Annotated in this window: 17 protein-coding genes, 2 tRNA genes and 2 pseudogenes; 17 read left to right on the forward strand and 4 right to left on the reverse strand. The window is 71.1% G+C overall.

From position 1 onward, the window contains the following. Nucleotides 1–364 (forward strand): annotated as a pseudogene (locus AB0B35_RS34125) (deoxyguanosinetriphosphate triphosphohydrolase); the annotation flags it as partial. A 56-nt stretch (nt 365–420) separates the two neighbouring features. On the opposite strand, the gene AB0B35_RS34130 reads toward AB0B35_RS34125, so the two are convergent. Further along, nucleotides 421–1,236, reverse strand: coding sequence for a hypothetical protein (locus AB0B35_RS34130; RefSeq protein ID WP_361053585.1), 816 nt, complete (start codon nt 1,234–1,236; stop codon nt 421–423). Nucleotides 1,237–1,291: 55 nt separating this feature from the next. Here AB0B35_RS34130 and dnaG point away from each other — a divergent pair, with 55 nt between their 5' ends. The 6 genes from dnaG (at nt 1,292) to AB0B35_RS34160 (ending at nt 7,539) form a co-directional block, all read left to right on the forward strand. Further along, nucleotides 1,292–3,136 (forward strand): DNA primase, encoded by a 1,845-nt coding sequence (dnaG, locus tag AB0B35_RS34135; RefSeq protein WP_361053588.1) that lies wholly within the window; start codon nt 1,292–1,294, stop codon nt 3,134–3,136. After that, nucleotides 3,136–3,645 carry a hypothetical protein gene (locus AB0B35_RS34140; protein ID WP_360538353.1) on the forward strand — a complete coding sequence of 170 codons (510 nt, stop codon included), beginning with the start codon at nt 3,136–3,138 and terminating at the stop codon, nt 3,643–3,645. The genes dnaG and AB0B35_RS34140 overlap by 1 nt, the downstream gene beginning before the upstream one ends. Nucleotides 3,646–3,949: 304 nt before the next feature. Beyond that, entirely contained in the window at nt 3,950–4,864 is a 915-nt protein-coding gene (locus tag AB0B35_RS34145) for an ABC transporter ATP-binding protein (protein WP_361053799.1), read from the forward strand. Further along, a complete protein-coding gene (locus AB0B35_RS34150) occupies nt 4,864–5,619 on the forward strand; it encodes an ABC transporter permease (RefSeq protein WP_361053592.1) in 756 nt (251 codons plus the stop codon). The genes AB0B35_RS34145 and AB0B35_RS34150 overlap by 1 nt, the downstream gene beginning before the upstream one ends. Nucleotides 5,620–5,630: 11 nt before the next feature. Then, nucleotides 5,631–6,452, forward strand: a complete 822-nt coding sequence (locus AB0B35_RS34155; RefSeq protein WP_361053595.1) for an ABC transporter permease — start codon at nt 5,631–5,633, stop codon at nt 6,450–6,452. A gap of 163 nt (nt 6,453–6,615) precedes the next feature. Continuing rightward, nucleotides 6,616–7,539: a hypothetical protein gene (locus AB0B35_RS34160; RefSeq protein ID WP_361053598.1), complete on the forward strand. Its 924-nt coding sequence runs from the start codon at nt 6,616–6,618 to the stop codon at nt 7,537–7,539. A 17-nt stretch (nt 7,540–7,556) separates the two neighbouring features. On the opposite strand, the gene AB0B35_RS34165 is transcribed toward AB0B35_RS34160, so the two are convergent. Continuing rightward, nucleotides 7,557–7,763, reverse strand: a complete 207-nt coding sequence (locus AB0B35_RS34165) for a hypothetical protein (RefSeq protein WP_144119525.1) — start codon at nt 7,761–7,763, stop codon at nt 7,557–7,559. 168 nt (nt 7,764–7,931) lie between these two features. Here AB0B35_RS34165 and AB0B35_RS34170 point away from each other — a divergent pair. Both AB0B35_RS34170 and AB0B35_RS34175 read left to right on the forward strand, forming a co-directional pair. Further along, a tRNA-Asn gene (locus AB0B35_RS34170) sits at nt 7,932–8,007 on the forward strand. Between the two features lie 173 nt (nt 8,008–8,180). After that, a complete protein-coding gene (locus tag AB0B35_RS34175) occupies nt 8,181–9,641 on the forward strand; it encodes a hypothetical protein (RefSeq protein WP_361053603.1) in 1,461 nt (486 codons plus the stop codon). Nucleotides 9,642–9,698: 57 nt separating this feature from the next. On the opposite strand, the gene AB0B35_RS34180 is transcribed toward AB0B35_RS34175, so the two are convergent. Beyond that, nucleotides 9,699–10,508 carry a serine/threonine protein kinase gene (locus tag AB0B35_RS34180; protein WP_361053606.1) on the reverse strand — a complete coding sequence of 270 codons (810 nt, stop codon included), beginning with the start codon at nt 10,506–10,508 and terminating at the stop codon, nt 9,699–9,701. Between the two features lie 156 nt (nt 10,509–10,664). On the opposite strand from AB0B35_RS34180, the gene AB0B35_RS34185 reads away from it, so the two are divergent. Next, nucleotides 10,665–10,738: transfer RNA gene (locus AB0B35_RS34185), tRNA-Ile, on the forward strand. 66 nt (nt 10,739–10,804) lie between these two features. Here the strand turns inward: AB0B35_RS34185 and AB0B35_RS34190 are convergent. Further along, nucleotides 10,805–11,377 (reverse strand): TetR/AcrR family transcriptional regulator, encoded by a 573-nt coding sequence (locus tag AB0B35_RS34190; RefSeq protein ID WP_361053609.1) that lies wholly within the window; start codon nt 11,375–11,377, stop codon nt 10,805–10,807. A gap of 199 nt (nt 11,378–11,576) precedes the next feature. Here AB0B35_RS34190 and AB0B35_RS34195 point away from each other — a divergent pair, with 199 nt between their 5' ends. From AB0B35_RS34195 to AB0B35_RS34225, 7 genes and pseudogenes are all read left to right on the forward strand, one after another. Further along, the gene (locus tag AB0B35_RS34195; RefSeq protein ID WP_361053612.1) at nt 11,577–11,936 is read left to right on the forward strand and encodes a DUF1330 domain-containing protein; all 360 of its coding nucleotides are present in this window, start codon (nt 11,577–11,579) and stop codon (nt 11,934–11,936) included. A gap of 13 nt (nt 11,937–11,949) precedes the next feature. Further along, nucleotides 11,950–12,297, forward strand: a pseudogene (locus tag AB0B35_RS34200) (alpha/beta fold hydrolase); the annotation flags it as partial. Between the two features lie 85 nt (nt 12,298–12,382). Beyond that, nucleotides 12,383–12,505: an antitoxin VbhA family protein gene (locus tag AB0B35_RS34205; protein WP_361053615.1), complete on the forward strand. Its 123-nt coding sequence runs from the start codon at nt 12,383–12,385 to the stop codon at nt 12,503–12,505. Next, entirely contained in the window at nt 12,502–12,798 is a 297-nt protein-coding gene (locus AB0B35_RS34210) for a hypothetical protein (protein WP_361053618.1), read from the forward strand. The genes AB0B35_RS34205 and AB0B35_RS34210 overlap by 4 nt, the downstream gene beginning before the upstream one ends. A gap of 371 nt (nt 12,799–13,169) precedes the next feature. Further along, nucleotides 13,170–13,376: a type II toxin-antitoxin system VapB family antitoxin gene (locus AB0B35_RS34215; RefSeq protein ID WP_361053621.1), complete on the forward strand. Its 207-nt coding sequence runs from the start codon at nt 13,170–13,172 to the stop codon at nt 13,374–13,376. Beyond that, nucleotides 13,373–13,804, forward strand: a complete 432-nt coding sequence (locus AB0B35_RS34220; RefSeq protein ID WP_360538331.1) for a PIN domain nuclease — start codon at nt 13,373–13,375, stop codon at nt 13,802–13,804. The genes AB0B35_RS34215 and AB0B35_RS34220 overlap by 4 nt, the downstream gene beginning before the upstream one ends. 449 nt (nt 13,805–14,253) lie before the next feature. Further along, nucleotides 14,254–17,208 carry an AAA family ATPase gene (locus AB0B35_RS34225; protein WP_361053624.1) on the forward strand — a complete coding sequence of 985 codons (2,955 nt, stop codon included), beginning with the start codon at nt 14,254–14,256 and terminating at the stop codon, nt 17,206–17,208. Nucleotides 17,209–17,211: the final 3 nt, after the last annotated feature.

Below are 17,211 nucleotides of genomic sequence, written 5' to 3' on the forward strand. Positions count from 1 at the left end.
CGCCGCGGTCGACGCCACCCGCGACAAGTACGGCGACGGCCGGCTGCGCCGCTATGACGCGGATCTGATCGTGCCGTCCGCCGCCCGGATCCGCTGCGCCCTGCTCAAGGGCATCGCGCTGCGCTACGTGATGCGCCGCCGGGGCATGGAGCCGTGGTACGACGAGCAGCGCAAGATCCTGCGCGACCTGGTACGGCTGCTGGCCGACCGGGCCCCGGACGAGCTGGACCCGGTCTTCGCCCCGCTGTGGCGGGCCGCCGCCGACGACACGGCGCGCTACCGGGTCGTGGTGGACCAGGTGGCCTCACTGACCGACACCGCCGCGCAGGCCTGGCACCAGCACCTCACCGCCCCGAACGCCTGACCCGCCGGCTTCCGGGCGAATCGGCGACCTGGGCAGTCCCGGCCGGAGCGGCAGGGTCACGCCTCGGGCGTGCGCGGTGACGGCACGTCGAGGGCGGGCTCTGCGACCAGGTGCTCCGCGACAGCGGGGGTGGTGGGCGCCTCGGCCGGTGCGCCCGCGTCGTGCAGCGGGTGCGGTCGGGACGGGAACAGGTCGAGCACGTCCAGGGCGCGGGCGGCGAGCAGGCGTTCGCGCTCGGCGGCGTCGCGGCGCACGGTCCGGCTGACCCACCAGAGGTGGAGGGCGGCCGAAGCGGCGAACAGTGCCACGACGAGCAGGAACAGCGCCCAGCCGTCGTTGTCCAGGGCGTTCAGGGCGTACCCGCCGCCCGCGGCCAGCAGCGCACTGTTGACCAGGCCGATGCTGGCTGCCAGGCCGACGGCCTCGCGCTGTCGCTGTCGTCCGGGTCCCGCGCTCGGCAGGAACAGGCCGGGGTCGTCGAGCGTGGGCAGCAGCACGTACGGGGCGACCTGCGGGGCGCGGCGCACCAGGTAGCTGCGCAGCGCCTGTTCGGCCAGTCCGTAGCGGTGCGCCGTGCCGGTGAAGCGCAGCTGCCGCAGGAACACGGCCGGGCCCATCAGCAGCAGAAGCGCGCCGAGGGCCGCGATGACGCCGAGGCGCGCCTCGGCGTCGATGTCGCTGCCGACCAGGCCGGCGGACACGGCCGCCACGGCGGTGGCGATGACCAGGAAGAAGTTGTACCGGTTGTGGGCCTGGTCGCTCACCGCCCGGCGCATCTCGATGATCTTCTGGTACTCGGTGAGGGCGACGGCGAGCTCGATGTCGTCGGCGGCGCGGCGGGCAGGGTCGGGGGCGAGGGTGGGATGGGCCACGATCGCACGGTATCGGCTGTGCGCCCGCCGGGCATCGGCTGGCAGGATGTAGCGCATGGCCGGGGGTCGCATCCGTGATGAGGACATCGCGCTCGTACGCGAGCGCAGCTCGATCGTGGACGTGGCCGGTGAGCAGGTCACCCTGAAGAACGCGGGTGGCGGCAACCTCAAGGGGCTGTGCCCGTTCCACGACGAGAAGACCCCGTCGTTCACCGTGTCCCAGGCCCGCAACGTGTGGTTCTGCCACGGCTGCGGCGAGGGCGGCGACGTGATCAACTTCGTGCAGAAGATCGATCACCTGAGCTTCATCGAGTCCGTCGAGCGGCTGGCCGACCGGGCGGGCATCCAGCTGCGCCGGATCGAGGGCGGCCCGGCGGTCGAGCGCCCGCAGCACGGCCAGCGCCAGCGCCTGGTCGCCGCGCACGCCGCGGCGCAGGAGTTCTACGCCGAGCAGCTGCTCACGCCGGGGGCGCGGGCGGCCCGGGAGTTCCTCGCCGAGCGCGGCTTCGACCGGGACGCGGCCCAGCGATACGGCTGCGGCTTCGCCCCGCCGGACTGGGACCTGCTGGTCAAGCACCTGCGCGGGCGCGGCTTCACCGCCGCCGAGATGGAGACCGCGGGCCTGGCCCGGCCCGCGCGCTCGGGCAGTCTGGTGGACCGGTTCCGCCGCCGCCTGCTGTGGCCGATCCGGGACGTCTCCGGCGACGTGATCGGCTTCGGGGCGCGCAAGCTGTTCGACGACGACGACGGCCCGAAGTACCTGAACACCCCCGAGACGCCGCTGTACAAGAAGTCGCACGTGCTCTACGGCATCGACCAGGCCAAACGCGAGATCGCCAAGCAGGGCCGGGCGGTGATCGTCGAGGGGTACACCGACGTGATGGCGTGCCACCTGGCCGGGGTGACCACGGCCGTGGCGACGTGCGGCACGTCGTTCGGCGCGGACCACATCGGGGTGCTGCGGCGGCTGCTGCTCGACACCGACGCGTACGCCGGAGAGATCATCTTCACCTTCGACGGCGACGCCGCGGGGCAGAAGGCGGCGCTGCGCGCGTTCGGCGACGACCAGCGTTTCGTCGGGCAGACGTTCATCGCGGTCAGTCCGGACGGCATGGACCCCTGCGAGTTGCGCCTGGCCCGGGGCGACCTGGCCGTGCGCGACCTGGTGGCCCGCCGCGAGCCGCTGATCGCGTTCGCGCTGCGCTCGACGCTGGCCCGCTTCGACCTGGACACGGTCGAGGGCCGGGTGGCCGCGCTGCGCACCACCGCGCCCATGGTCGCGAAGATCAAGGACCGGTCACTGCTCACCGGGTACGCCCAGAAGCTCGCCGGGGACCTCGGCGTCGACGTCGACCAGGTGCGTACCGCGATCCGCGGCGCCGACGGCGCGACGGTGCCCGCGCCCCGCCCGGCCGCGGCCACCCCCGACAGCCCGCGCCTGGTGGTCGAGCGCGAGGCGCTCAAGCTGGCGATCCAGCAGCCGGTGCTGGCCGGGCCGGTGTTCGACGCGGTCGACGAGACCCTCTACGCCCACCCGCCGTACCGCGACGTCCGGGCGGCGATCGCCGCGGCCGGCGGTGCCTGCGCCGGGGTGGCCGGGCCGGGCTGGGTCAACAGCGTGCGCGACGCCTGCGCCGACCTGGCCGCGCAGATGCTGGTCATGGAGCTGGCCGTGGAGCCGGTGCGCTACGACGGCGAGCCGGACTCCGGCTACCTGCACGTCGTGCTGGCCCGCCTCCAGCTCGCCGGGCTCAACCAGCGCATCGGCGAGGTGAAGTCGCGGCTGCAGCGGATCAACCCGGTCACCGAGTCCGACGAGTACCGGGCGCGGTTCACCGAACTCGTCGCCCTGGAGCAGCACTCCCGGGCGCTCAAGGAGAAGGCCGCCGGAGGGCTCTGATGAAGTTTCGACTGTTCGGCGGGCGGCGTACGCTGCCCGCGGAGCGCCGCCCGCAGCTGACCGCCGACGAGCGGGTGCTGGCCTGGGCCCCGATGGGCGAGGACACCGTCGTCGCCACCAACCTCGGCCTGTGGTGGGACGAGCAGCGCACCGGCTGGCACCGCATCGACAAGGCGGTCTGGGACGGCGAGGCGCTGGTGGTCACCCCGGCCGAGGTCGTCGCCGAGCGCGCCGGCTACGAGGTGGTCGCCGACGGCACCCCGGTGCGCCTCAAGCTCACCGACCCCGACCACCTGCCGCACCAGGTGCGCCTGCGGGTGACCAGCTCGGTGCAGCATCCGCAGCACCACGAGCTGCCCGGCGGCGGCGCCTGGATCTTCGCCCGCCGCGTCCCCGGAGTGAACGGCCTGTCCTGGACCGTGCGCTACGACCACGGCACCGACGGCGACGACCCCGCCACCGTCGCCGCCACCGACCAACTCATCGCCGCCACCCGCGGCGACCTCTGACCACCCGCCCCGCGCTGCACGCCGCGCGCCGCCCCGCGCTGCGCGCGAAGGAGGGGCACCTTCTTATCGCTATGCGTAGAGGAAGGTGCCCCTCTTAACCTCGGACGGCCGCGGGGCTGGATGAAGATCGCTGTTTCGGGTCGAATTGCGCGGTCCAACCTCGTGTATTGACCGGAAACAGCGATCTTCGTCAGCGGGGCCGCGGGCCGGGCCGCAGGCAGGTTGATCGATTAATCGGGAAAAAGGCCGCGAGATTGTCGGGGCCCGGGGATAGGGTCGCCGCGTGAGTGACCAACGACCCCCGATGATCCATGCCCGCGGACTGGTCAAGCGGTTCGGCGACTTCACCGCGGTGGACGGCATCGATCTGGAGGTGGCGCCCGGCGAGGCGTTCGGCTTCCTCGGTCCCAACGGCGCGGGCAAGTCCTCCACCATGCGCATGATCGGCTGTGTCTCCACGCCGACCGCCGGTGAGCTGCGCATCCTGGGCATGGACCCGGTGCGTGAGGGCCCCGCGATCCGCGCCCGGCTCGGCGTGTGCCCGCAGACCGACAACCTCGACCCCGACCTCACCGTGTTCGAGAACCTGACCACCTACGCGCGCTACTTCGGCATCCCGCGCGCCGAGGGCCGCCGCCGCGCCGCCGAGCTGCTGGATTTCGTACAGCTCACGGAGAAGTCGGGCAGCACCGTCGACCCGCTGTCGGGCGGCATGAAGCGCCGGCTGTCCATCGCCCGCGCGATGATCAACGAACCCGACCTGGTGCTGCTCGACGAGCCCACCACCGGCCTCGACCCGCAGGCCCGCCACCTGCTGTGGGAGCGGCTGTTCCGGCTCAAGCAGCGCGGCGTCACCCTGGTGCTGACCACGCACTACATGGACGAGGCCGAGCAGCTGTGCGACCGGCTCGTGGTCATGGACGCGGGCAAGATCGTCGCCGAGGGCTCCCCGCGCCACCTCATCGAGACGTACTCCACCCGCGAGGTCGTCGAGCTGCGCTTCGGCGACGACGCCCCGGCGACGTACGTGGAGAAGCTGGCGGGCATCGGCGAGCGCCTCGACCCGCTGCCGGACCGGCTGCTGCTGTACAGCGCCGACGGCGACGCGGCTGTGAACGAGGTGCACCGGCGCGGCTTCACCCCGTCCAGCGTGCTGGTGCGGCGCTCGACCCTGGAGGACGTGTTCCTGATCCTCACCGGCCGGACGCTGGTCGACTGATGGACGGCACACTGGCAGTGTTCAACCGGGCGCTGGTCTCGTACCGGCGGCTCTGGCAGGCCTCGGTCTTCTCGTCGTTCATCCTGCCGGTGCTGTTCGTGCTCAGCATCGGCATCGGGGTGGGCGGGTACATCAGCGGCGTCGACGGCGTCAGCTACCTCGACTGGATCGTGCCGGGCGTGCTCGCCTCGACCGCGTTCCAGATGGCGGTGGGGGAGTCGACCTTCCCCGTGCTCGGCGACTTCAAATGGGTCCGCGGTTACCACGCGATGCGGGCCACCCCGGTGCGCATCGCGGACATGATCGCCGGATACCAGCTCTACATCATGTTCCGGGTGGTCATCGCCGCGGTGGTGTTCCTCGGGGTCAGCGCGCTGTTCGGGGCGATCCACTCGCCCTGGGTGGTGCTCACCCCGCTGGTCTGCGCGCTGCTCGGGGTCGCGGTCTCCGCGCCGACCTCGGCGTTCGCGGCCTCGATCGAGAACGACAGCTACTTCGCGCTGCTGTTCCGGTTCCTGGTGATCCCGTCGACGCTGTTCGCCGGGGTGTTCTTCCCGGTGTCGCAGCTGCCTGAGCTGCTGCGGCCGCTGGCGTACGCGTCGCCGCTGTGGCACGCGGTGGAGCTGTGCCGGGCGGCCACGCTGGGCGTCGCGCCGCCGTGGCCCGTCGCCGCGCACGTGGGCTACCTGCTGGCCTGGGCCGGGCTGGGTTATCTGCTGGCGCTGCGCGCGTTCCGCCGCCGGCTCGCGGACTGAGGGGACGGACCATGGTCACCACGTATGCCGTCGCGCGGGTCGCCCGCGGCAACCGGCTCTCGCCCGCGCGGGTGGGCGCGGTCATCAACCGCAACGTCGGGGCGCTGCGCTCCGGCCCCGCGTACTGGCTGGTCCTGGCCTCGGGCTTCTTCGAGCCGGTGCTCTACCTGCTGTCGATCGGCGTCGGCGTCGGCGCGCTCGTCGGCGACCTGACCTTGAAGAACGGCGAGGTGCTGCCGTACGCCAACTTCGTCGCCCCGGCCATGCTGGCGGTCTCGGCGATGTCCGGCGCGCTGGCCGAGACCACCTTCAACTTCTTCTTCAAGTTCAGGTACGTCAAGACGTACGACGCCATGCTGGCCACCCCGCTGCGCCCGATGGAGATCGCGACCGGCGAGCTGACCTGGGCGATGATCCGCGGTTCGCTGTACACCGGAGCCTTCCTGATCGTCATGGTGGCGCTGGGCCTGACCACGCCCGGCTGGGCGCTGCTGGCCTTCCCCGCGACCTGGCTGGTGGGCCTGGCGTTCGGCGCGGTCGGCATGGCGGTGAGCACGTTCATCCGCGGCTGGCAGGACTTCGACCTGATCAGCACGGGGCAGTTCGCGCTGTTCCTGTTCTCCGGCACGTTCTCGCCGGTGCAGGACTACCCGCTGCCGGTGGAGATCCTGATCGCGGTCACTCCGCTGTACCACGCGGTGGAACTGATCCGAGGCATCACCACCGGGATGCTCAGCTGGTCGATGCTCGGCAACGTGGCATACCTGCTGGTCATGCTGGCTGTCGGCCTGTGGGTGGCGAGCCGCCGCCTTACCTCCGTGCTCTGCCGTTAAACCTGTTCGGGCGTGAATGAGCGCATGAGCGAGATCATGCTCATGCGCTCATTTGTTAGGTTCTATTTGTCTGATGTGGATCAGGCAGGTACGTTCTCGGCAACACGCCGCCGGGCGGAGGTGACCGATGCGCCTACGACACCCCGACGGACAGACTGTGCACGTGGCGACCGTCGTGTCCGTCGAGAACGTCAAGGACGTGCGCGCGCTCTTGAAGACCCTGGACGCCCGCGTCGTGCCGCAGCGCCAGCGCCTGTTCGCCGACGTGCTCAGCGTGAGCCTGCGGCTCGGGCCCATCCTCGCCGCCACGCTCGCCTCCTCGCTCGGGCTGCGCCAGCGGCTGCGTCACGAGCTGGCCGTGCGGCGGCTGGAGGTGGTCACCCTCGATACCGGCCCCGACGTCACGCCACCCGACGGCAGCTGGCGCACCTGGTGGATGCACACCCTCGACCTGGCCCGGGTGCTGGTCGACCTGCTGCCCGAGGACAGCGCCCACGGCTCCATCTCCACCACGCTGCCGCGCTCGGCCGTCGCCGCGCTCACCGGTGACGAGGCCGACGGCGAGACCGACGCCGCGGCCGACGAGGTCCGTCGGGAGCAGCGCGAACGCGAGTGGCAGGTGGCGACCCGGCTGATGGCCGACCTCAGCGGCGGCCTGACCGAGATCGCCTGGCACACCGGCCGGCTCGTCCGGGTCGCGGTCGAGGCCGCGCCGAACACCCTGGTCACGGGCTCGCAGGATGTCGTACGGCTGCTGGAGCGCGCCGACCCGGCCCGCATCGGCGCCTGCCTGAGCGCCGAGCAGCTCGCCCATGCCGCGGAGAGCCCCGCTCAGGCGCTCACCCGGCTGCGCCGCGCCCGGCTGTCCGTGGTGAAGCTGCGGCTGGGGCACCACGCCGACGGCACCGATCTCGCCGCGGTCGCCCGGTCGATGCTCGCCGCGGTGCTCGGCGGGGTGCACGCCGGCTGCGACCACCTCGAGGTCGACGGCACCGAGGAACTCGACGCCGCCCGCGACGAGCTGAGCGCGGTGGGACTCGACGGCGCGGCGGACCGCCCGATGCCGGGGGTCGGCCGCGCCGGATAGGTCCGCGCGAAAGGGCTTCAGACCTGCTGGTTCAGCTTGCGCAGGCCCTCGTCGTAGAGCTTCGCGGCCTGCGCCTGGACCAGGCCCGCCGCCTCCTGCACCGTGGGGTGCTCCATCACCTTGCGCGTGGTGGCCACCAGGTCGTCGTAGGTCTGCCGTCCGGCCCGGGTGCCGAACACGAACCCGACGGCCGCACCCGCGGCGAACCACACCAGCTTCCCCATCGTGCCTCCTCAGCCTTGATCGCGTAGTACGTCCCATCCTGCCTGTTGCGGGTACACCGCGACACCAGACCGGCCAGGGTTACCCGTTTGCCATACCCGGGGGAGGGTCCTGTAGTCTTGTCGAGGCGCGCCGCTGAGGAGAGATCCGCAGGGTCGCCGAGAGCACATTCCCCTGTAGCTCAATTGGCAGAGCAGCCGGCTGTTAACCGGCAGGTTCTTGGTTCGAGTCCAAGTGGGGGAGCCAGCAGACAGACCCCGGCCCTAGGGCCGGGGTTTTTTGCTGCCGTTCGCGCTCACACAATGCGAATAAAAGACGTGTTTGACGGTTTTGCCTCATTTGATGCTGTTGTCGGTCATATGCTCCGTCTCGGTGTTTCTGCACCTCAGACGTCATCTCACGCAGCGGAGGCATTGCGTATGACAACACGACTCCACCGGACGGCCCGCCGGGCGGCGCACACGGCGCTGCTCAGCCTGGCCCTGGTGACCGGAGCGGCTTCGGCCGCCACGGCCGGCATGCCGGTCGGCCTGAACAGGGCACTGCAGGACCTGTCCACAGCCGCGTCCGCGGACGTGCCCATCGGCGGCGTCATCTTCGACACGGCCATGGTGAGCGGCGTCGCCACGGGAGTGCCCGGCTCGCTCGTCTTCGAGCTCTACGGGCCGGACGACGCGGAGTGCACGGGCGACATCATCTTCAACCCGACCGTTGTGACCAGCGGATCCGGTAACTTCCCATCGGGCGACTTCACCCCGACGGCTCCGGGAACGTACCGGTGGATCGTCCGGTTCAGCACCGGCACCGAAACGATCGTGTCGGGCTGCAACGAGGCGGGCGAGGACACGGACGTCCTTCAGGCCACGCCGCGGGTGCGGACGCTCGCCTCCGACGACGTCCCGCTGGGCGAACCGATCTTCGACCGGGCCCGGCTCACCGGCGGCTACCAGCCCACAGGCACACTCACGTTCAACCTGTACGGCCCCGGGGACGACGTCTGCGAGGAGGCGCCGATCACCACGTCGCCCGTGACGGTCAACGGCAACGGCCCCTACCGGTCCGCCTCGTTCACGCCGACGGTGCCCGGCACCTACCGCTGGCGCGCCGACTACAGCGGTGACGCCAACAACGCTATCGCCGGCACGGCCTGCAACGACGAGCTTGAGCAGGTCACGGTCCGCGCCGTGCCGACGCTGGCCACCAACGTGACCGACCCCGAGGTCGACCTGGGCGCGGCCGTCAGCGACACCGCGACCCTGACCGGCGGCCTGCGGGCGACCGGCACGATCGTCTTCACCCTGTACGGCCCGGACGACGAGGACTGCGCCACCGACCCGGTGTTCACGTCGGACGAGATCGCGGTGGACGGCGACGACACCTACGAATCCGGCGACTTCACGCCCGACGCCGCCGGCACGTACCGGTGGATCGCCACCTACAGCGGCGACGCCGGCAACGAAGAGGTCGCGACCCAGTGCGGCGACCCGAACGAGACCGTGGTCGTCCGCGGAGACCAGGTCACGCCGGTCCTCACCACCCGGGTGTCGCGCGGCACCACCTACCTCGGCAAGCCGGTCACCGACATCGCCACCCTGTCCGGCGGCGACGACCCGACCGGCACCATCACCTTCAACCTGTACGGGCCCGGCGACGCGACCTGCTCGCGTACCCCCGTCTTCACCTCCGTCGTGGATGTCACCACCGGCAACGGCGACTACACGTCCGGCGAGTTCCGGCCCCGCGTCCCCGGCACCTACCAGTGGGTCGCCGAGTACAGCGGCGACGAGAACAACACAGGCGTCGTGACCGACTGCGGTGACCCCGCCGAGCAGTTCATCGTGAAGAAGAAGCCGCCCTACGGCGGCGTGCCGCGCCCGTAGTTCCCGAACACCTCCGGTGGGCTCGACGACTGTCGGGCCCACCGGTCTTTGTGCAGCTCACGCCGTCACGGCCCGCCAGGCCTCGGTCAACTCGGCGACGGTGGCGTGACGGCCTTCGGGGCGCGAGGCGGTCGCCGTGGTGATCACGGCCGCTTGGCGGTCCGTGCCGCGCCACGCGGCCTCGACGTCGCCCGCGTCCAGCAGCAGGCGCAGCATCCGGCCCAGATTGAACACCGTGGTCCGCTCGTCGATCACCGCGCCGCGGCGGAACTCCTCCGGGGCCATGAACCGGGTCGAGCCGGGCAGGCGGTCCGCCTCCAGCGTGAACGGTCCCGGCCGGTACTCGTCCACGTCGACGACGTGCATCCGGGACGCGGCGAAGTCGTACAGCAGGCAGCCGTCGTAGAAGTCCACCGCGACCAGGCCCGCCGCCGCCACCGCGACATGGGCGTCGAGCACCGCGTCCAGCGCCGCCTCCACCCGGTCCGCCGGCAGCGCCCGGAAACGGGCCATCGCACCGTCGGGGTCGGTACGCACCGCGGCTCCGCGCGCATCGGTCGGGTACAGCACCCCGCCGTCCCGCCACGGGTACACCAGCGCGGACTCGCCAGAGCGCAGCCGGTACGCGGCCAGCGGCGCGACGATCGACTTGTGCGCCACCGCCGTGTGCACCGCCAGCGCGCGATGCAGCAGCCGGTCGTGCTCGGCCCCGAAAATCTTCACGAAACGCCGCCCGGCGGACGTGGCGATCCCGTACGACAGGCAGCCGGAGCCCTGCAGTTCGAAGGCGGCGAAGCGGGTGCCCAGCGAGTCGAGCCAGGCCGGCAGGTCGGCGTCGGCGGGGATCGGCGTCAGGGGAATCGGCATGTCGCGACGGTAGGGGACCGCGCTGGCCGGTGCGATTCGATATCGGGGGCGCTGCCCGTGGCGTGTGGCCGACCGGCCAGGAGTGTCGCGCTGATATCGGGCGTGTAAGCAGCGGCTCAGATTCGCTACGCTATGCGCGCCGGGGTGATCCGGCGCGGGGCGGTAGCTCAGCAGGTTAGAGCAGGGGACTCATAATCCCTCGGTCGCGGGTTCGAGTCCCGCCCGCCCCACCGACTCCGCAGGTCTCCGACCTGGCTATACGACTCGAAGTCGGCGATCTCCCCGGGCTTGGCCGGTCAGCCGCGGGGCGACTCGATCAGGGCTTGCCGCACGACCTGGAGAATCTCATCTGACAGGCTGGTGCCGCTGGTGGCCCGCGACAGGATGAGGGCGCCGACCATCGCCGCGAAATCGGTGATCGCGGCGTGACGTGCCTCCTGCGGGTCGCGTCCCGGCTCATCCTGGTAAGCCGCCAGTTGCCCGATCGTTTGCGCGACCCCGGCGACGTACGACTCCCGCAGGGGGCTGTCGGGCGCCGACCGCGCGGCGTCGGACGCCAGTGCCGCGTTGGCGCAGCCCTCTCCCGGCGCGTCGCGCGACTCGACCGACAGGTACCGGCTCAGCAGGGCGGACCGTGCCTGGGTGTTGTCGGGTGCCTCGGCACGGGTGGCGACCATCAGCGTCAGAATCTCCTCGAAAGCCGACGTGGCGGCGATGCCCATCAGCTGGTCCTTCGAGCTGAAGTGCTTGTAGAACCCACCGTGGGTCAGCCCGGCGGCGGCCATCAGGTCCTGCACGCTGAGCCCTGCCGGGCCCCGTTCCCGCAACAGCCGCGACGCCGCGTTCACCACATCCTCGCGATGCCGCATGGCTTCGGCCCGTGACGATTTGGCCATTGTCTCCGCCCTCTCCGACTCGGTTCGACCCGCCACCCCGCCCGGCGACGGCCCTCCTGGCCGGGGCGCAGAGGCGACCCGGCCCAGAGATTTAGATTACACCCGTCAGCCAAACGCCGATGGCTCTGTTAGATTATGGACGTCATCCAAAAATGCTGGACTGGAGGTCCCCATGAGCACCTATCTGATTAATCACCTGCGGATTCCCGGTGGCGTCCCCAACGAGCAGGGACTGCGCTACCTGGAGCAGGTCGAGGCCACGGTGCGGCCGTACGGCGGCAAGTGGCTGGCGCAGGGCGGCGTCGACGTGGTCGAGGGCGCCTGGCAGGGCTCCGTGGTCCTGATGGAGTTCCCCAGCCGGGCACACGTCGACAACTGGTACAACTCACCCGAGTACCAGGCGATCCTTCCGCTGCGTACCAACAACGCGATCTCCGACATCATCCTTGTCGACGGTATTGATGCCGGCTTCACCGTGGCCGGCTTCGCGCAGCAGGTACGGGCGGCCATCGCGGCATCATCCGCCGGCTGAGCGGGGGTCACCAATGGGCACAACGCCCTCGCTCCTGCTCGTACACGGAGCCTGGCACGGGCCCTGGGCCTGGCGGCAGCTCATCGATCAGCTGCCGGACATCGACGTGCACACCGTTGCGCTGCCCACGTCCGGCGACGACCCCGCGATGCTCGGTGACCTCTACGACGACGCGGCCGTGGTGAGTGCGGCCGTCGCCGCGGTCAGCGGGCCGGTCGTCGTCGTGGCGCACTCCTACGGCGGTGCGCCCGTCACGCAGGCGCTCGCGGACGCCGACAACGTGCGGCGGATCGTCTACCTCGCGGCCTTCCAGCCCGACGTCGGCGATTCCCTGTTCTCCAGCGACGGCAACGCGGCCGCGCCCTGGTGGGAGGTGCACGAACAGGAGGATCTCAGGGGCAAGGGCCACCGAGCGAACTCGGTCGCTGACGCAGGCAGCAGCATCGGTGCGGGCCGAAGGTCTTGCAGTCGGCGCCGATGTCGACGCCATCACCGAACGTTGGGCGCGTGGTGAGATAAGCACCGCGCAGATGCGTGAGCTCGTCCGGCAGCTGTACAGCGCATCGTGACCGTCGATCCGTACGTGGACCCCGCCAGTGGGGTGCTGCGTAACCGGCTCGGCATTTCCGACCCCGAGCGGCTGCGTGAGGTGGAGGCGGGTCTGACGTTGGCGGCGTTGGCGGACCTCGGCACGCGGACGCTGCCCGGCGGCTACGACCTGACTCACTTGCAGTCCTTCCATCAAGAGATCTTCGGCGACCTCTATCCGTGGGCCGGTGAGATCAGGGCGGTGGGTATCGCCAGATCCGACCCGTTCTGCCTGCCGCAGCACATCGAGACGTACTCGGCGCGTCCGCCGTGACCTGGCCAGCTGTACCGGCAGCGGATCACCCAGGACGGCCAGAGCCGATTTCGCATTCTGCCGCGTCGGGCCCACCCCATCACGCTGAGCTGCGCGGGCGCGTCTTGGCATGTGTCGTTGCGCGAAAAGTTGAGCCGCTCGGCATCAGCCAGATCACTCCGTCCGGGCCGGGCAGCTGGGCATCCGGTCCACGCCGTGGCGGGCGGCGATCCTGGCTTCGGACGACTACGTGGTGAGCGCACGCCCGCCCGCTCGGGCCACCCACGAGCAGGATGGGCGGGCGGGGCTGCCACTGCGGTGGTTCGGGGATCTGTCGCCCGAGATCGCCACAACATAGCGATCTTGATATCAAGATAGGCATACTTGATGTCATGGCACGTACTGTGATTGACCTGGACGACACCCAACTGGAAGCAGCCGCTCGCGAACTGGGCACCAAGACAAAGGTCGAAACCGTGAACGCGGCCCTCGCCTTCGTCGCCGGACGTCGCCGACGCGCCGAGGTCTTCGACGACCCGTTTGTCTGGGGCAGCCCTGACATGGCAGACCCCGAGATCCGGGCGGCAGCCCGCCGGTGACTGCCATCCCTGCGGGACTGTATCTGGCTGACACCAGCGCGATCGCCCGCGTCCAGCATGACCCGGTGCGGGCGGAGCTGACTCGCATGGGTAGGGCCGGCCTGCTCGCCACCTGCGTCGTCGTGGACCTTGAAGTGCTCTACTCCGCGCGCAGCCCAGAAGAGTACGCGCGCACCGCGGCTCTGCGAGCGGCCGGCTTCGTGGACCTCCCGCCGACACCGGAGATCGCCCGCCGCGCACGCGAGATACAGGCGATGCTCGCTCGGCGAAGCCAGCACCGAGCTGCGGGTTGCCCGGACATCCTCACCGCAGCCATCGCGGAGCACTACGCCGCCACCGTCGTCCACTACGACTCCGATTTCGAGCACATCGCCACGGTTTCCGGCCTGCAAACCCGATGGGTCGTGCCCCGTGGCACTGTCCCTTGAGGTACGTGGGGACAGGGCCGCGCCCCGGCCGCCGATGCTCAACGTATGACCGTGGACGCGGTTCGTCGGCCACGGTCGTGGGCATCCGGCGTCCGCCGTGATCTGGCCGTCTGCACCGGCAGCGGATCACCCGCGACGGCCAGAACCGTTTCGCATTCTGCCGCGCCCGCCCCACCTCTCCTGGAGCGCCTGGCCACGCATCGGCCACGCGACTCCGTATCGGCGCTGCCTCGCTGGTCAGGACTGCCTGCGTCACGACGCGTACACGAGGCAGCCGAGATGGTCCTCCATCACGTGTTCCTGCTCAACGCGGTTGCGCCTCGGTCGGGTTGCTCTCGGGGTGACCGCTTGCCGCGCAGGCGAGCGCGAGGGCCTTCTCGATCGGCGACCGGAGCGTAGTTAACAGCCCAGGTCTTGCGCCCGAGCTTCGAAAAACGAGATCATCACCCATGCTCGACCCCTCGCTCGAAGACGACGGAAATTCACCGACGGTTTCCACGCCGGACTTCGTGGGTCGTGATCGGGAGATGGCGGCGCTTCGGGGCGCGTTGGCCTGGCCGCCGGCGATCGTGCTGGTGGAGGGCGAGGCGGGCATCGGCAAGAGCCGCCTGCTGCGCGAGTGGTTGGCGGCCCCGGACCAGCGCACCGCCTTGGTCTCGGTGTGCCCGCCACTTCGCGAGTCGCTGACCTTGGGCCCGATCGTCGACGCGTTCCTCGGGATCGACCGCCCGGTGTCGGGATTGCCGCTCACCGCGCTGGCGGGTGCGCTGCAACCCCTGTTCCCGGAATGGTCCGCGGACCTGCCGCCCGCGCTGCAGCCCCTGGAAGACGCGAAGGCGGCCCGGCATCGCCTGTTCCGCGCGCTGGACGAACTGCTGCGGGCACTGCGGGTCGACGTTCTCGTGCTGGAGGACGCCCACTGGGCCGACGAGATGACCTTGGAGTTCCTGCTGTTCGTCGCCTCCCGGCAGCAGACGGACGGGCCGAGCCTGGTGATCTCCTATCGGCCGGAGGAGGTGGCCGACGGGTCGCTGCTGCTGCGGCTGACATCCCGATTGCCCGCCGGGGTGACCCAGCTGAGGATCGCCCTGACGCCGATGCGGCCCGCCGACACCGCGTCGCTGGTGTCCTCGATGCTGGACGGCAACCCGATATCGCAGGAGTTCGCGACGTTCCTGCACGAGCGGACCGGGGGCGTCCCGCTGGCGCTGGAGGAGTCGGTTCGCCTCATGTGCGACCGCGCCGACCTCGTCTTCCGCGACGGGCAGTGGGTCCGGCTGAAGCTGCGCGAGCTCCGGATGCCGCCGACGGTGCGCGACTCCACCCGGGAGCGGGTGAGCCGGCTGTCGCCGCCGGCGCAGCAGGTGCTGCGAGCCGCGGCGACGTTGGCCGAGCGGTCGTCGGCGGCCACGATCGCGATGACCGCGGGCCTGTCACCTGATGCGTGCCGAGGCGCCGTCGCGGAAGCGGCCGACGCAGGCGTCCTGGACGCGGACGACCGCGGCCGGTGGCGATTCCGGCATGTGCTGGCCGCGACGGCTGTCTACGAGGCGATCCCGTTGACCGACCGCAGACATCTCCACCTGCTGGCCGGCCGGGCCTTGGAGAACATCCACCCGTTGCCTGTCGCACGCCTCGCCCACCACTTCCGGGAGGCGGGCGAGCGGCAGTCCTGGGCGCGGTACGCCGAGCAGGGCGCCGAGCTGGCCATGGCGTCGGGCGACCACACCAGGGCGGTCGACATGCTCGTCGATCTGCTGTCGTGGGCCGTGTTGCCGCCCGCGGACCGGGCCCGGGTCGCGCGCCTCGCCGGAGTCGCCGCGCTGGGTCGCCGTGAACCGGTCGACGAGGTCTACCACCGCGTGATCCGTACCCTGCGCTCGGTGCTGGAGACGCCGGGTCTCTCCGCCCGCCAGCAGGCCGAGATCCGCAACCCCCTGGGGCGGCTTCTGATCACCGGAGGCGAGGCGCAGGCGGCCCTCGGCGAGCTGGAGCAGGCGGTGGCCAACCTCGACCATGATCCGGTCGAGGCGGCCCGGGCGATGACCTATCTGGGCTGGGCCTATGCGGGGCCGTGGCCGGCGTCGACCCATCGGCGCTGGCTGGATCGCGCCGCTGAACTCACCGCCGCGTGCGACTCTCCCGCGGAGCGGCTGAACCTGGCCGGCAACCGGGCCGCGGCGTTGCTCATGCTCGGCGAGGAGGAGGCCTGGGACGTCGTCGCCGGCCTGCCGGTCGACGGCGCGACCTCGGCGGAGCGGCTCGATGTGGCCCGCATCCACACCAACATCGGGACCGGCGCGCTGATCTGGGGCCGGTACGCCGACGCGGAAGAACACCTCGCCGTGGCCATGCGCCTCGCCGAGGCCGAGCAGGCGTCCCGGTTGCAGCACAACGTCCGGCTCGAACAGGCCAACCTGGCGTGGCTCACCGGCCGGTGGGAGGGTCTCGCGGAGCTGAGCGCGGCACTCGTCGACGTCGACCGGGACCGGCCGGCGCACTACCTCGGCAGCGTCCGCCTCGCTGCCCGGCTGGCAGCCGCAGCCGGCCGGCGGCGCGCCGCGGAGGAGCAGTTCCGGCTGGTCCTGGAGGAGTCTGCCCGGCTCGGCGCAGCCGACGACACGATGGAGGCCGCTGCCGCGCTGGCCAGACTGTGGCTGACGGACGGCAACAGCGGCCGGGCCCTGCAGATCACGAACGAGCCGATGGACACCGTCCGGAGAAAAGGCATCTGGGTCTGGGCGACAGACCTCGTCCCCGCCCGGATCGAGGCACACCTCGCCGCGGGCGACCTGACGGCCGCGACCCGCCTGGGCGACCAGTTCGCCAGGGGGCTGCGCGGCCGTACGGCACCGGCGCCGCGCGCCGCCCTCGCGGTATGCCGTGCCCTGCTGGCCGCCGCGGCCGGGGACCACGCCCGCGCGGCGACGGCATTCGAGCGCGCGGCGTGCGCCTGGAGCGCGTTGTCGCGCCCCTATGACGCCATGCTCGCCCGCGAGCGCGGAGCCGAGGCGCTCGTGGCGCAAGGCGAGATCGAGCAAGGCCGGGAGCTGCTGGCCGCACAGTACGAGCAACTGTTCAGGCTCGGCGCGCGCGGCGACGCGGACCGGGTCGCGCAGCGCCTTCGCGAACACGGCGCCGAGGTGCCGCGACTGTGGCGCGGCGGCCGACGAGGGTACGGCGACCAGCTCTCACCCCGGGAGCTCGACGTGGTCCAACTGGTCGTCGCCGGCAAGACGAACCGCGAGATCAGCCGGGTCCTGGCCAAGTCGCCGGCCACAGTGGACCAGCAGCTGCGGGCGGCGATGCGCAAGCTGAAGGTGACCTCCCGGACCGCGCTCGCGGTCAAGGCGGTGGAGGCCGGAGTGTTCGCCGAAGAGGACTCCCTCGAAGACCCGTCGTGAAAA

This window comes from Catellatospora sp. NPDC049133, from assembly GCF_040648455.1.
Taxonomy (GTDB): Bacteria; Actinomycetota; Actinomycetes; order Mycobacteriales; family Micromonosporaceae; genus Catellatospora; species Catellatospora aurea.

What these genes read in the sequence shown, in the direction of transcription:
- AB0B35_RS34150 (WP_361053592.1), top strand. Translation starts at nt 4,864, where the DNA reads ATGGACGGCACACTGGCAGTGTTCAACCGGGCGCTGGTCTCGTACCGG.
- AB0B35_RS34190 (WP_361053609.1), bottom strand. Translation starts at nt 11,377, where the DNA reads ATGCGGCATCGCGAGGATGTGGTGAACGCGGCGTCGCGGCTGTTGCGG.
- AB0B35_RS34145 (WP_361053799.1), top strand. Translation starts at nt 3,950, where the DNA reads ATGATCCATGCCCGCGGACTGGTCAAGCGGTTCGGCGACTTCACCGCG.
- AB0B35_RS34225 (WP_361053624.1), top strand. Translation starts at nt 14,254, where the DNA reads ATGCTCGACCCCTCGCTCGAAGACGACGGAAATTCACCGACGGTTTCC.
- dnaG (WP_361053588.1), top strand. Translation starts at nt 1,292, where the DNA reads ATGGCCGGGGGTCGCATCCGTGATGAGGACATCGCGCTCGTACGCGAG.
- AB0B35_RS34165 (WP_144119525.1), bottom strand. Translation starts at nt 7,763, where the DNA reads ATGGGGAAGCTGGTGTGGTTCGCCGCGGGTGCGGCCGTCGGGTTCGTG.
- AB0B35_RS34140 (WP_360538353.1), top strand. Translation starts at nt 3,136, where the DNA reads ATGAAGTTTCGACTGTTCGGCGGGCGGCGTACGCTGCCCGCGGAGCGC.
- AB0B35_RS34180 (WP_361053606.1), bottom strand. Translation starts at nt 10,508, where the DNA reads ATGCCGATTCCCCTGACGCCGATCCCCGCCGACGCCGACCTGCCGGCC.
- AB0B35_RS34195 (WP_361053612.1), top strand. Translation starts at nt 11,577, where the DNA reads ATGAGCACCTATCTGATTAATCACCTGCGGATTCCCGGTGGCGTCCCC.
- AB0B35_RS34175 (WP_361053603.1), top strand. Translation starts at nt 8,181, where the DNA reads ATGACAACACGACTCCACCGGACGGCCCGCCGGGCGGCGCACACGGCG.
- AB0B35_RS34155 (WP_361053595.1), top strand. Translation starts at nt 5,631, where the DNA reads ATGGTCACCACGTATGCCGTCGCGCGGGTCGCCCGCGGCAACCGGCTC.
- AB0B35_RS34215 (WP_361053621.1), top strand. Translation starts at nt 13,170, where the DNA reads ATGGCACGTACTGTGATTGACCTGGACGACACCCAACTGGAAGCAGCC.